This is a genomic window from Ideonella livida (assembly GCF_010499455.1).
Classification (GTDB): domain Bacteria; phylum Pseudomonadota; class Gammaproteobacteria; order Burkholderiales; family Burkholderiaceae_C; genus Ideonella; species Ideonella livida.
Genome location: NZ_JAAGOH010000005.1, coordinates 1 through 13087, shown reverse-complemented (window position 1 = coordinate 13087; position 13087 = coordinate 1). Strand labels below are relative to the sequence as shown.

The window sequence follows — 13087 nt, the reverse complement described above, 5'->3', positions numbered from 1 at the left end:
CATGGACATCCATCAGATCCTCAAGCGTCTCCCCCACCGCTATCCCATCCTGCTGGTGGATCGGGTGCTGGAGATCGAGAAGAACGTGCGCATCAAGGCGCTCAAGAACGTGTCCATCAACGAGCCGGTTTTCTTGGGGCACTTCCCTCACCGACCGGTCATGCCGGGCGTGATGATCCTGGAGGCGCTGGCCCAGGCCGCCGCCCTGCTGTCGTTCGCCTCCCTGGACCAGGATCCGGGCGACGACACCGTGGTGTATTTCGCGGGTATCGACGGCGCACGCTTCAAGCGGCCGGTGGAGCCCGGTGACCAGCTCATCCTGGAAGCCAGCATCGAGCGCGCCAAGGCCGGCATCTACAAGTACAAGGGGCGTGCCCTGGTGGATGGCCAACTGGCCGCGGAAGCCGAGCTGATGTGCACCATGCGCAAGATCGCCTGATCGGGCGATCCGCAGCACCAGGAGCAGCAGCACATGGCGATCATTCACCCGACAGCCATTGTCGACCCGGCCGCCGAACTGGCCGAGGACGTGCAGGTCGGGGCCTACACCCTCATCGGGCCCCATGTCCGTATCGGCGCAGGTACCGTTGTCGGTCCGCACTGCGTGATCGAGGGGCGCACCACCATCGGCAGCCAGAACCGCTTCTTCCAGTTCTGCTCCATCGGTGCTGTGCCTCAGGACATCAGCCACGGCCAGGAGGAGACCGAGCTGCGCATCGGTGACCGAAACACCGTGCGCGAGTTCTGCACCTTCAACACCGGGACCTGGAAGGAAGAGGGCGTGACCCGGGTGGGGTCGGACAACTGGATCATGGCCTATGTGCATCTGGCCCATGACGTCCGCTTGGGCAGCCATACCATCCTCGCCAACAACGCGACCCTGGCCGGCCATGTGCACGTCGGCGACTGGGCGGTCATTGGCGGCCTGACCGGCGTGCACCAGTTCGTCCACATCGGTGCCCACGCCATGATCGGCTTCCAGGGGCATGTGGCCCAGGACGTCCCTCCCTTCATGACGGTGGAGGGCAATCCGCTGGCCGCGCGTGCCATCAACTTGACGGGGCTTCGGCGCCGCGGTTTCAGTGCCGCCCGCATCTCCGCCATCAAGCAGATGCACAAGCTGCTCTACCGCTCCGGCCTCACGCTGGAGCAGGCGGTCGCAGCCATCCAAGGCTTGGCCACTGCCGAGGAGCCGGCGCCGGCTGAGGCTGTCGAGGCCCCTTCAGCCGCCGCCCGCGTGGAGGCGCTGGTGCCTGGCGACGTCGCCAGCGACGTTGCCACGATGGTCGACTTTCTGGCCGCCGCCAAGCGCGGCATCGTGCGTTGATGGCAGCTGTGAACGGGGCCCGGCGCCCTCTGCGCCTGGGCATGGTGGCGGGTGAGGCCTCTGGCGACCTGTTGGCCAGCCTGATGTTGCAGGGCCTCAAGGCCCGCTGGCCTGAGGTGCAGGCCGAGGGTATCGGCGGACCTCGCCTGTTGGCCGAGGGCTTCCAGGCCTGGTGGCCTGCCGAGCGCTTGTCGGTGTTCGGTTATGTGGATGCACTCAAGCAGTTGCGCAGCCTGCTGCGCCTGCGCCGCGAGCTGGGAGACCGCCTGCTGGCAGAGCGGCCGGCGGTGTTCATCGGGGTGGACGCGCCTGACTTCAACTTTGGCCTCGAGCGCCGGTTGAAAGCGCAGGGCGTGCGCACGATCCACTTTGTGTGCCCCTCCATCTGGGCCTGGCGTGGCGAGCGGGTGAAGACCCTGGCCGAAGCCACCGACCATGTGCTGTGCCTGTTTCCGTTTGAGCCTGCGCTGCTGGCACGTCATGGCATCGCCGCCACCTTTGTCGGTCACCCGCTGGCGGACCTGATTCCGCGCGAGGTGCCTCGTGATGCCGCCCGGCAGCAGTTGGGTCTGGAGGGCGAGGGTGAGGTGGTGGCGCTGTTGCCGGGCAGCCGGCGCAGTGAGATCACTCACATCGCGCCGTCCTTGCTCAAGGCGGCCGAGCTGCTGGCCGCGAAGCGGCCGGGTCTGCGGTTTGTGCTGCCGGTGGTGCCCGGCCTCCGCGGGCTGCTAGAGCCCCTGGTGGCCCGTCACATCCGTCAGGCCGACGTCCGACTGCTTGAGGGGCAGGCGCATGCTGCGTTGGCCGCCTGTGACCTGACCTTGATCGCCAGTGGCACGGCCACCCTGGAGGCAGCGCTGTTCAAGCGCCCCATGGTGGTGGCTTATCGCCTGCACTGGCTCAACCACCTCTACATGCGACGCAAGGCGTATCTGCCCTGGATCAGCCTGCCCAACATCCTGTGCCAGGAGACCTGTGTGCCGGAGTTGGTGCAGGACGCCCTCACGCCTGAGGCCCTGTGTGAACAGGCCCTGGCCTGGTTGGACGACCCCGCCCGTTGTGAGCGTCTGGCGCAGCGCTTTGACGCCTTGCATGTCCAGTTGCGCCAGAACATGGCGCAGAAAGCTGCCGATGCCGTCGCGCAAGTGCTGGGCGCCTGATTCCCAGTTGAGTTTCTCCTTTCCCTCCTGTGGCTTGGTGGCCGGGGTGGATGAAGCCGGCCGTGGCCCCCTGGCGGGCCCGGTGGTGGCCGCCGCGGTCATCCTCGATGACCAGCAGCCCATCGAGGGCTTGCGTGACTCCAAGCGGCTGACGGCCCGGCGCCGTGAGGCCCTGTTCGACGAGATCCGTGCCAAGGCCCTGTGCAGCTGCATCGCCGAGGCCAGCGTCGAGGAGATCGACAGCCTCAACATCCTTCAGGCCTCGCTGCTGGCCATGCGGCGTGCCGTGGAAGGCCTGAGGCTGGTGCCGGGTAAGGTGCTGGTCGATGGCAACCGCATTCCGGTGCTGCGCATGCCGGCCGAGGCCATCGTCAAGGGGGACGACAAGGTGCCAGCCATCTCTGCGGCGTCCATCCTGGCCAAGGTGACGCGCGACCGGCTGTGCACCGACCTGGACCGCCGCTGGCCGGTGTACGGCTTTGCAGTGCACAAGGGCTATCCCACCAGCGCCCATCTGGAGGCCTTGCGGCGCCACGGTGCTTGCAATGCCCACCGCCGCTCGTTCGGGCCGGTGCGCACCGTGCTGCAGGCGCCCGCCGTGCGCGTCGGGGGGGCGGCATGAGCGCGGACCCCAAGCTCATCAGCTCGGCGGCCAACCCGCTGGTCAAGCTGCTGCGCCGGCTGGCCACCGAGCCCACGGCCTACCGCCGCCAAGGGCAGGTGTGGTTGGAGGGGGATCACCTGGCGCGGGCCTTGCTGGCCCGCGGGCGGCAGGCCCGGCTGGGGGTGATGACGGCGCAGGCCTGGGAGGGTCAGGCCGAGCTGCGGACGCTGTGGCCGGCGGCAGCGGAGTGGGTGCTGGTGGAGACGGCGCTGATGGCCGGACTGAGCGGCCTGGAGTCGCCGCCCCCGATGGGTTTGCTGGCGGACCTGGCCGATCTGGCGCCCAAGGACGCTGCCGCGGGCACCGCCGCCGTGGTGCTGGACCGGCTGCAGGATGCCGGCAACGTCGGCACCATCCTGCGCACTGCTGCGGCCATGGGCGTGTGCCGGGTGCTGGCACTCAAGGGGACGGCGGCGCTGTGGTCGCCCAAGGTGCTGCGTGCGGGCATGGGGGCCCATTTCGCCCTGCATCTGCAAGAAGGCCTGAGCCTGGAGGCGGTACTGGGTCTGGATGTGCCCCTGGTGGCGACCAGTTCTTATGCCGCCCAGCCGCTGCACCGCACCCGTTTGCCCCAACCTTGCGCTTGGGTTTTTGGCCACGAAGGGCAAGGTATAGGCGCGGAACTGCTGGCGGCTTGCCCGCAGCGGGTGATGATTCCGCAGCCCGGTGGTGAGGAATCCCTCAATGTCGGCGCCGCTGCCGCCATCTGCCTGTACGAAAGCGCTCGCCAGCGGCTGGGTTGAAGCCCTGGCACCCGGCGCACTGCGGGGGCCGGCCCGCCGTGCCCGAACGGGCGCTTTAAGGGCCGATTGCAGCGTCTGCGGCGGGCCGCCTCAAAAGGTCGTCCATTCCTCCTGACCCTGGTCCTGCGTCGTCGCGGGCGCTGCGGCCTTGGCCGGACGTGGCGGGGCAAGGGGGGCTGAGGGCGAGGGGGCTTGGGGCTTGACCGCTTTGCCCGCGGGCGCCGAGGGGGAGGTCTTGGCCTGACGTCTCAGGGCCACGGCGTCACCGGTGGCTTGCCCGGTTTCGCCATGCTCCAGCCGGAACACCGCGACCGCGTTGGCCACTTCCCGCGCCTTGGTCTCCAGTTCCGAAGCCGAGGCGGCGATCTCCTCGACCAGTGCCGCATTCTTCTGCGTCATGCCGTCCATGTCCGAGACGGCCTGGTTGATCTGCGACACACCCAGCAGCTGCTCGTTCATGCCGTGGCTGATCTGGGCCACCAGCGCCTGCAGCTCGGAGGTGGCTTCACGGACCTGTTGCATCGCCGACTGGACTTCCTGGGTCTGACCATCGCCTTGGGTGACCTCTTCCACGGAGGCCTGGATGAGGCCGCGGATCTCGCGCGCGGCCACCGTGGTGCGTTGCGCCAGGGCGCGTACCTCGCCGGCCACCACGGCAAAGCCGCGGCCCTGCTCGCCGGCTCTGGCGGCTTCCACCGCGGCGTTCAGGGCCAGGATGTTGGTCTGGAAGGCGATGCTGTCCACCACTTGGATGATCTCGCTGATACGCCGGGACGCCTCGCTGATGCGGGCCATGGTCTCGGTCAAGGCTGCTACCCGCTGATCGCTTTGGCCGGTGAGCTCCAGCGCGTGATCCGCCCGCGAGGCGGCTTGACCGGCCATCTGGGTGCTCTGGCGCAGCGTGGCGGTGATTTGCTCCATGGACGCGGCGGTCTGCTGCAGGCTGCTGGCCTGCGATTCGGTGCGCGAGGACAGGTCCAGGTTACCCTCGGCGATGGTGGCTGTGCCCTGGCGCACGTCCTCCATGCCGCGGCGGGCGTCACGCACGATGGAGCGCAAGTTGACGTTGAGTTGCGACAGCGCCTTGGCGAGCTCTCCCATCTCATCACGACGGGTGCTGGTCACCGCGCGGGTGAGGTTGCCTCCGGCCATCTGGTTGGCGGCCACGACCAGCTCCAGCACCGGCTGGGCCACCAGGCGCCTGAGGTACCAGCCGCCCAGCGCGCCACAGGTGGCCACAGCCATCAGGCCGACGAGGGCCTCGGCCCAGGTCATGTGAGACAGGCCGTCGGCCTGGTGCTCGCCCAACAGAAAGCCCAGGGCACCGATGCCGGTGGCTGCCAAGGTCATGCGGGCCCGCAGGCCTGGCCGCATCTGGTGCAGCCAGCGCCCCAGTCCCCGTGCGGCCAGCAGCTCGCCGCTCTGCAGCACCACGCTCAGCTGGCCGGCCTGCTCCTCTTGCCGCATCCGGGCGTAGAGCTGCTCGGCTGCGGCCACCTCGGCTTCTCCCGGTTCGGTGCGCACCGACATGTAGCCCGCCGGCTTGCCCTGGTCGTCGATCAGGGGGATGACGTTGGCCATCACCCAGTAGTGGTCACCGTTCTTGCAGCGGTTCTTGACCAAGCCTGACCAGGGTCGGCCGGACTGGATGGTGACCCACATGTCCCGGAAGGCCTCCTCGGGCATGTCCGGGTGGCGGATCATGTTGTGAGGCTGCCCCAGCAATTCCGCGCTGGTGTAGCCGCTCACCTCCACGAACGCACTGTTGCAGTAGAGGATCCGGCCCTTCAGATCGGTGGTGGAGACCAGCGTCTCGCCATGAGGAAAGGGATGGCGGCGGGGCGTGACCGGCAGATTGGTGCGCATGGGGGCCTCTTCGATAGAAGTGCCCTGGATTTCAAGCCGGATGTGCCATGGCCGGTCCCTGGAGTCGAAGGGTGAGCGCCGCACAGTTGCGGCTTAAGGTGGGCGCCAAATGGACGAAAGCCCCTGCCGCCAGAGGGGTGTGGCGCCAGGGGCTGTTCGAAGGCACTGGTGCGTCACCGCCGCGGTGCCGCACCGGGGGATCAGCGGGGCTTGCGCGGGGCGGGGGCGCGGGCAGGGCCTTGGCCACCTGCCGGACGAGGTGCTCCCTGGCGCTGTGCGCCGGCGCCGCCTCGGGCATCACCACGGCCCGGGCCACCACGGCCGCCAGCGCCTTGAGAAGGGGCGCCGCCGCCGGGCCGGCCACGGCCGCCTTGGCCTTGGCGCGGGGCCGGACCGCCCAGCGTCATGCGGCGACCCAGCACGATGGGCTCGGGCTTCTCGTCGGCGCGCGGTGCGTAGCCGGGCAGGGACTCGCGCGGGATTTCCCGCTTGATGAGCTTCTGGATGTCGCGCAGGAAAGCTTCTTCGTCCACGCACACCAGCGACACCGCCTCACCCTGGGCACCGGCGCGGCCCGTGCGGCCGATGCGGTGCACGTAGTCTTCCGGCACGTTGGGCAGCTCGTAGTTCACCACGTGCGGCAGTTGGTCGATGTCGATGCCGCGGGCGGCGATGTCGGTGGCCACCAGCACCTGCAGGGTGCCGGCCTTGAACTCCGACAGGGCCTTGGTGCGGGCCCCCTGGCTCTTGTTGCCATGGATGGCCATGGCGGTGATGCCGTGCTCGTTGAGGTACTCCGCCAGGCGGTTGGCGCCGTGCTTCATGCGGGTGAAGACCAGCACCTGGTGCCAGTCGCCCTCGCGGATGAGGTGGGCCAGCAGTTCCTTCTTACGGTCCCGGCTGACCGGGATCACCTTCTGGGCGATGGTGTCGGCGGTCGCGTTGCGGCGCGCCACCTCGATGAGCTGAGGCTGGTTGAGCAGCCGCTCGGCCAGGGCCTTGATGTCATCGCTGAAGGTCGCCGAGAACAGCAGGCTCTGCTTCTGCTTGGGCACGATGGCCAGGACCTTCTTGATGTCATGGATGAAGCCCATGTCCAGCATGCGGTCGGCTTCGTCCAGCACGAAGATCTCCACCTGGCTCAGGTCCAGGGTGCCTTGCTGGTGGTGGTCCAGCAGTCGGCCGGGGGTGGCCACCAGGATGTCCACGCCCTTGCGCAGCCGGTCGATCTGGGGGCCCATGCCCACGCCGCCGAACATCACCATGCTGGTCAGCGAGAGGTACTTGCCGTAGAGGCGCACACTTTCCTCCACTTGCGCCGCCAGTTCCCGGGTGGGGGTCAGGATGAGGGCCCGGATGGCCGGGCGGCCGCGTGCATCGCGGCGCGGCGCGCCACTCTGCAGGCGCTGCAGGGTGGGCAGCGTGAAGCCGGCGGTCTTGCCGGTGCCGGTCTGTGCGCCGGCCATCAGGTCCCGGCCGCTCAGCACCATGGGGATGGCCTGGGCCTGGATGGGCGTGGGCTCGGAATAGCCCTGGTCACGAACGGCGCGCACCAGGGACTCGGACAGGCCGAGGGATTCGAAACTCATGGGAAGGGGAAGCCGCCTGCGCGGCGTCAACCCTGGCGCCTCCAGCCGCAATGGGCCAGATCCAGCAAGCGCAGGGTGGGGGAGGGACGGCGGCACCGGGAGGCGCGACACCGGGTCAAGATGACCGCCCGCAGCGGGCCGGGGCCGCCGAGGCTGGCGCAGTGTAGCAGGGCCTGACCCCGCGACCCCTCGCGCCGTCCGGCACCAGGGGCTGTCGGTTCAGGCAGCCGGCGGATCGACGGGGATGAAGCGCGGTCCAGCGTGTCCACGTTCCTGGGCCAGCCACTCCAGCACGGGAATGGTGCCCGGCAGCACGGGGCCACTGTGCACGGGCAGCTGCTCCCAGGCCATCTGCTGGCCTTCCCGCATTTGCAGCTCGCCTTGCCAGTCATGCACCTTGCGGAAATGCAGGCGCACCCGGGCGTGGGCATAGTCCATCACCATCTCGCGCCAGGGCTGGCTGGCCAGCACGGTAATGCCGAGTTCCTCCTGCAGCTCACGCACCAGCGCCTGATGGACCGACTCGCCTGCCTCCAGCTTGCCCCCCGGAAACTCCCAGTAGCCTGCGTAGACCTTGCCGGGCGGGCGGGAGGTGAGCAAGAAGGCGTGTTCCTGCCCCAGGGCGTCCCGCTGCAGCAGCACGCCCACCGCCACGTCCACCGGGGGACGCTCGGCACGTGCCACGCCGTCGGCAGACAGCACAGCCTCAGACATGGTCCAGGCCCTCCGGTCCAGGGGCATCGATCGAGGCGTTCAGTTCGGACTGCGCTGCCTGGCCCCGGCCGGCCCAGTCGCGGGCGAACTGGAAGGCCACCCGTCCCGAGCGCGAGCCACGCTCCAGGGCGAAGACCAGGGCCTCTTGGCGGGCCGCGGCGATGGCCGCCTCCTCCAGCCCATGGTGGCGCAGCCATTGGGCCACGATCTCCAGATACTCCGACTGGCTGAAGGGGTAGAAGCTGATCCACAGGCCGAAGCGCTCGGACAGGGAGATCTTTTCCTCGACCACCTCGCCGGGATGCAGTTCTCCCTCCTCGTCGTGCCGCGCGCCCAGGTTGTCCTTCATGTATTCAGGCAGCAGGTGACGGCGGTTGCTGGTGGCATAGACCAGCACGTTGTCGCCGCTGGCGGCCACGGTGCCGTCCAGGATGGACTTGAGCGCCTTGTAGCCCGCCTCGCCCTCGTCAAAGCTCAGGTCGTCGCAGTAGATGATGAATCGCTCGGGGCGTCCCTGCACCAGGTCGACCAGGTCCGGCAGGTCCACCAGGTCGGCCTTGTCCACCTCGATCAGCCGCAGCCCCTGGGCATGGAAGGCCTGCAGGCAGGCCTTGATCAGCGAGCTCTTGCCCGTGCCCCGCGCCCCGGTCAGCAGCACGTTGTTGGCGGGAGCGCCCTGCACAAACTGCCGGGTGTTGCGCAGCAGGCGCTCCTTCTGGGTGTCCACCTCGCGCAGGTCTTCCAAGTGGATGCGGGCCACCTGCCGCACCGGCTCCAACCAGGTGGTGGTGCCGCGGCGGCGGTAGCGGAAAGCGACGGAGGCGGTCCAGTCCGGTGCCGTCAGGGATTGCGGCAGCAGGGCCTCCAGGCGGGCCAGCACGCGCTCGGCGCGCACCAGCAGGGTCTCCAGGGCGTTGTCTTGCATGGGGCGCGAGTGTAGCCAGCGCTTGCCGTGGGCGCGGCGCTGGCCCCGGGCAAGCCCGGCATCGGTCGCGTGCGCCCCGCCACTACAGTAAAGCGCCCACCAAGAGCCCTCAGGAGCCCTTCCATGCTCACCACCGACGATCCCCTGCTGCGGCGCCATGCGGACGGCCGCGGTGTGGTCACACTCACCCTGAACCGGCCACAGGCCTTCAATGCCTTGTCCGAGGCCCTGCTGGATGCCTTGCAAGCCGAGCTGGACTCACTGGTGGTCGACCCGACGCTGCGCGTGGTGGTGTTGGCCGCCGCCGGCAGAGCTTACTGCGCCGGGCACGACCTGCGCGAGATGCGCGCCGAGCCCTCGCTGGCCTACTACCAGCAGCTGTTTGCCCGGTGCACCAAGGTCATGATGGCCTTGCAGCGCCTGCCGGTGCCTGTCATTGCCCAGGTGCAGGGGGTGGCCACCGCGGCGGGCTGCCAGCTGGTGGCCCTGTGTGACCTGGCGGTGGCGGCCCGCACGGCCCGGTTTGCCGTCAGCGGCGTCAACCTGGGCCTGTTCTGTTCGACGCCGGCGGTGGCCCTGAGCCGCAACATTCCCCGCAAGGCAGCGTTTGAGATGCTGGTCACCGGCGACTTCATCGACGCCGAGGAAGCCCGTCGCCTGGGGCTGGTCAACCGGGTGGTGGAGCCGCAGGCCCTGGAGGAGGAGACCGAACGCCTGGTGGCCAGCATCGTGTCCAAGCCGCGTGAGGCGGTGGCCCTGGGCAAGGCCCTGTTCTACCGGCAGGTCCAGGCCGGCATGGAAGCCGCTTTTGCCGATGCCGGCCAGACCATGGCCTGCAACATGATGGACCCCGCCGCGCTGGAAGGGGTGCAGGCCTTCCTGGACAAGCGGGCGCCAAGCTGGCGATGAGCCGGAGCGCGGCAGACTGGCCTCTGGGGGGCAGTCCTACCGTGCGCAGTGTCCGGCGGCGGCGGCGTAGGCCAGGGCCGGCAGGCTCAACAGGCCCATGCCCGCGCCGGCGTATTCGCCCCGGCTGCAGTCGCCCCGGCCGGCTGACGAGGCCGCCTGCGCCATGCGCTGCGCTGCGCTGGGCGGCGTGATGCCGCCTGCCGCCTCCAGGGACCGAGTGGCCAGGGACGGCTGACGGGCGATGCCGATCCAGGCCTGGCGCGTGGACTCCGGCGTGAGCCGGGAGGGGGCGCTGGCGGGCGTGGGCGCGCTGCTGCCAGTGGCAGGCTCCGGCGCGCGGGCTGTCAGGGCGATGGGCGTGCTGTCGCTGTGCGGTGTGGCCGGGGCGGTAGTGCTGCTGTCGGCCACGGGGGCCGGGGCGGGCACGTGCGCCCTGGGCACGGACCGGGGGGCCGTCAGGGGAGAGGGCACTCCACGCGCGGATGACACCGGGCGGCGCGCGTCAGGGCGCATAGGCGTGGGGTGCCCGGCGCTCGGGCCGGTGGCGAGCCACAGCAGTTGCAACGGTGCCTGGGGCTGGGCCGCCTGCGGTGCCTGGCCCTGGGGGGCACGGCGCACGGCGGGCGGCGGAGCGCCAATGGGGAGCCCGAGCAGCACGCCGACATGCGCGGCCAGCACCGCCAAGCCGATCAGCCGCTGGCGCTGGATGTCGTTCATGCGGGGGCGTCGGGGGGGCAGAGAGGGTCTGCGCCGGTGTCCTCGGGACGGGTCGCGCCGGCCGGCGTCGCATCGGATGGGTCTGGTGTCCAGGAGAGCAGGTCACCCGGTTGGCAGGACAGGGCGGCGCAGATGGCGGCCAGGGTTTCGAAGCGTACGCCCCGGACCTTGCCGGACTTGAGCAGCGAGAGGTTGGCCTCGGTGATGCCGATGTGCTCGGCCAGCTCCCGCGAGCGCATCTTGCGCCGGGCCAGCATCACATCCAGGTGCACGATGATGGGCATGCCAGCGCCTCAGACAAAGCCCTGCTGGTCCTCGGCCACCACCAGGGCCACCCGCAGGATGCGCACCACCAGGACCGCCAGGCACGCAGCCAGCGCGCTGGCGTAATCGCCACCGGACAGGCTCAGCACCAGCAGCCGCTGGCCGGCCGGCAGGTCCCAGGTCAGGGCCAGCACCGTCCAGGTTTCCTGCAGCGGCATCAGCACCGCATAGCCTACCCCCAGCCAGCTCACCCGCTGCAGCCAGCGCAGCGGCTCCGGGGCCAGCACGTCACCCCGGCCCCAGCAGCGCGCCAGGATCAGCAGGCAGGCCAGCAGGGCCGCCACTGTCCAGCACAGCGGAGCCTGTGCCCACAACAGGCGCAGGCCCATGCCGGGCGGCAGGCCAGGGCCCGCGGGCAGCAGCTCCTGCAGCTGCGGCTGAAAGCCCAGTGCCAGCAGCTGGCGCCAGGCCTGCCCATCCACCAGGGGCAGCCAGGGCGCCAGCAGGGCCACCGGCAAGCCCAATCCGGCCAGAACCTGCAGCAACCGAAGGGGCCCACGCAGCGCGGCGGCGACCTCGGGACCCTGGGCCACGGGTGAGGCGATATGGACGGGGGAGTGGGTGTTGATCATGTCTTGCAGAAAAAAATTACTGTAAAACAATAAACATTCTGCGGTAGACGACGCGAAAACACCAGTCGGCAGCTCCCTTGTCTTTGGGGCACACTCGACTCGCATGAGCACACCCACCCACCCTGCAGCGCCTGCTGGCGCCCCCCATGCCCCGATGACGCTGTCCGCACTGCCCGGCTGGGGTAGCCGGCCACTGGGTGGCTCTGACCTGCAGGTGTCTCCGATCGGCCTGGGAACCATGACTTTTGGCGAGCAGGTGGACCCCGCCCAAGCCCATGCCATCCTGGACCATGCGGTGGACGCCGGCGTGACCCTGCTGGACACTGCCGAGATGTATGCGGTGCCGGCCCGCGCCGAGACCTGCGGGGCTACGGAGCGAATCCTGGGCGACTGGTTCACCCAGCGCCCGGGCGTGCGGCAGAAGGTGGTTTTGGCCACCAAGGTGGCGGGGCCCAGCCGCAACATGGCCTGGATCCGGCAGGGGGGCCGCGACCTGCGTCCGGCCGACATCGTGGCCGCCTGCGAGGCCAGTCTGCAGCGCCTGCGTACCGACGTTATCGACCTCTACCAGATCCACTGGCCCAACCGCAACGCGCCGGTGTTTGGCGCCCTTTACCTGGACCCGGCCAAAGATGCCGAGCAGACCTCCATCGAGGCGCAGTTGCGTGCCCTGGCGCAGCTGGTGCGCGATGGCAAGGTGCGCCACATCGGCCTGTCCAACGAGACACCTTGGGGTGTGATGGCCTTCTTGCGGGAAGCCGAGCGCCATGGCCTGCCGCGGGTGGTCTCGGTGCAGAACCCCTACGCGCTGGTCAACCGCAGCGTCGACAACGGCCTGGACGAGGTGCTTCACCGGGAGCAGCTCGGCCTGCTGGCCTACTCACCCCTGGGCTTTGGCACCTTGACGGGCAAGTACGATGCGCCGGGTTTTGACCCATCGCAGCCGTCGCTGGGGCGGCTCTCCCGCTTCGAGTCCATGCGCAAGCAGCGTTGGGCTCGACCTGAGACCCTGCTGGCCGCCCAACGCTACAACGCCCTGGCCCGGGCCCATGGCTTGACCCCCACCCAGCTGGCGCTGGCCTTCTGCTACCGCAGCTGGCGTGTGACTTCCACGCTGATCGGGGTCACGTCGCTGCCCCAGCTGCAGGACTGCCTGCAAGCTTGGCAGGTCGAGCTCAGCGAAGAACTGCTGGACGAACTGGACGCCATCCGCTGGGACATGCGCGATCCGGCCCAGTAAGGCACGCAGCATGAAAAAAAGGCCGGTGGTCCCGTCATGGGGCACACCGGCCAAGATCGCCGCAGGCCCGGCGCCGTGCCGAGTTCGGACACTGCCGCGATCCCTCGCTTGAGACCTGAAAAACCTGGAGGTGGCGCCGGCCGGGCCTGACCCCGGCCGGCGGCCTGGGCCTCTTAGAAGGTGTAGTTCACACGCAGGGCGAACTTGGAGTTGGTGACCTTGGCGGTGCCGTCGTCGGTGGACTGGGTGCCGAAGGAGGGGGTCATGCTGGCGCCCTTGATGTCGAACAGGCCGAAGGTGTAGCCGCCAAAGGCGCCCTGGTACTTGGTGTCGCCGG

At 69.4% G+C, this 13087-nt stretch carries 14 protein-coding genes; 7 read left to right on the top strand and 7 right to left on the bottom strand.

Going from position 1 to position 13087, the window contains the following annotated elements; translation table 11 throughout:
* Position 1: 1 nt before the first annotated feature.
* Genes fabZ through G3A44_RS05625 form a run of 5 tightly spaced genes read left to right on the top strand, consistent with a single transcriptional unit; the run spans position 2 to position 3894 of the window.
* The gene (gene fabZ, locus G3A44_RS05645) at positions 2 to 439 is read left to right on the top strand and encodes a 3-hydroxyacyl-ACP dehydratase FabZ (protein ID WP_375138631.1); all 438 of its coding nucleotides are present in this window, start codon (positions 2 to 4) and stop codon (positions 437 to 439) included.
* Between the two features lie 33 nt (positions 440 to 472).
* On the top strand, positions 473 to 1327 hold the full coding sequence (gene lpxA, locus G3A44_RS05640; protein WP_163456543.1) for an acyl-ACP--UDP-N-acetylglucosamine O-acyltransferase: 855 nt from the start codon (positions 473 to 475) through the stop codon (positions 1325 to 1327).
* Positions 1327 to 2487 carry a lipid-A-disaccharide synthase gene (gene lpxB, locus G3A44_RS05635; RefSeq protein WP_163456542.1) on the top strand — a complete coding sequence of 387 codons (1161 nt, stop codon included), beginning with the start codon at positions 1327 to 1329 and terminating at the stop codon, positions 2485 to 2487. Before lpxA ends, lpxB begins: the two co-directional genes overlap by 1 nt.
* Positions 2459 to 3109, top strand: coding sequence for a ribonuclease HII (gene rnhB / locus G3A44_RS05630; RefSeq protein ID WP_163456541.1), 651 nt, complete (start codon positions 2459 to 2461; stop codon positions 3107 to 3109). Before lpxB ends, rnhB begins: the two co-directional genes overlap by 29 nt.
* Positions 3106 to 3894, top strand: coding sequence for a TrmH family RNA methyltransferase (locus tag G3A44_RS05625; protein WP_163456540.1), 789 nt, complete (start codon positions 3106 to 3108; stop codon positions 3892 to 3894). Before rnhB ends, G3A44_RS05625 begins: the two co-directional genes overlap by 4 nt.
* Before the next feature lie 90 nt (positions 3895 to 3984).
* On the opposite strand, the gene G3A44_RS05620 is transcribed toward G3A44_RS05625, so the two are convergent.
* The 4 genes from G3A44_RS05620 to G3A44_RS05605 form a co-directional block, all read right to left on the bottom strand.
* Complete coding sequence (locus G3A44_RS05620) at positions 3985 to 5760, bottom strand: methyl-accepting chemotaxis protein (protein ID WP_163456539.1); 1776 nt, start codon at positions 5758 to 5760, stop codon at positions 3985 to 3987.
* 200 nt (positions 5761 to 5960) lie between these two features.
* A complete protein-coding gene (locus G3A44_RS05615; protein ID WP_163456538.1) occupies positions 5961 to 7349 on the bottom strand; it encodes a DEAD/DEAH box helicase in 1389 nt (462 codons plus the stop codon).
* 219 nt (positions 7350 to 7568) lie between these two features.
* Positions 7569 to 8063: an NUDIX domain-containing protein gene (locus G3A44_RS05610; protein WP_163456537.1), complete on the bottom strand. Its 495-nt coding sequence runs from the start codon at positions 8061 to 8063 to the stop codon at positions 7569 to 7571.
* The gene (locus G3A44_RS05605; RefSeq protein WP_163456536.1) at positions 8056 to 8988 is read right to left on the bottom strand and encodes an ATP-binding protein; all 933 of its coding nucleotides are present in this window, start codon (positions 8986 to 8988) and stop codon (positions 8056 to 8058) included. The genes G3A44_RS05610 and G3A44_RS05605 overlap by 8 nt, the downstream gene beginning before the upstream one ends.
* A gap of 123 nt (positions 8989 to 9111) precedes the next feature.
* Here G3A44_RS05605 and G3A44_RS05600 point away from each other — a divergent pair, with 123 nt between their 5' ends.
* Positions 9112 to 9897 carry an enoyl-CoA hydratase gene (locus G3A44_RS05600; protein ID WP_163456535.1) on the top strand — a complete coding sequence of 262 codons (786 nt, stop codon included), beginning with the start codon at positions 9112 to 9114 and terminating at the stop codon, positions 9895 to 9897.
* A gap of 36 nt (positions 9898 to 9933) precedes the next feature.
* On the opposite strand, the gene G3A44_RS05595 is transcribed toward G3A44_RS05600, so the two are convergent.
* From G3A44_RS05595 to G3A44_RS05585, 3 genes are read right to left on the bottom strand one after another with little or no spacing between them, the layout of a single operon-like run.
* Entirely contained in the window at positions 9934 to 10614 is a 681-nt protein-coding gene (locus tag G3A44_RS05595; RefSeq protein WP_163456534.1) for a hypothetical protein, read from the bottom strand.
* Entirely contained in the window at positions 10611 to 10898 is a 288-nt protein-coding gene (locus tag G3A44_RS05590) for a helix-turn-helix domain-containing protein (RefSeq protein WP_163456533.1), read from the bottom strand. The genes G3A44_RS05595 and G3A44_RS05590 overlap by 4 nt, the downstream gene beginning before the upstream one ends.
* A 9-nt stretch (positions 10899 to 10907) precedes the next feature.
* Positions 10908 to 11510, bottom strand: a complete 603-nt coding sequence (locus G3A44_RS05585) for a DUF2975 domain-containing protein (RefSeq protein ID WP_163456532.1) — start codon at positions 11508 to 11510, stop codon at positions 10908 to 10910.
* A 154-nt stretch (positions 11511 to 11664) separates the two neighbouring features.
* Here G3A44_RS05585 and G3A44_RS05580 point away from each other — a divergent pair, with 154 nt between their 5' ends.
* Positions 11665 to 12750 (top strand): aldo/keto reductase, encoded by a 1086-nt coding sequence (locus G3A44_RS05580; protein WP_163456700.1) that lies wholly within the window; start codon positions 11665 to 11667, stop codon positions 12748 to 12750.
* Positions 12751 to 13087 lie beyond the last annotated feature (337 nt).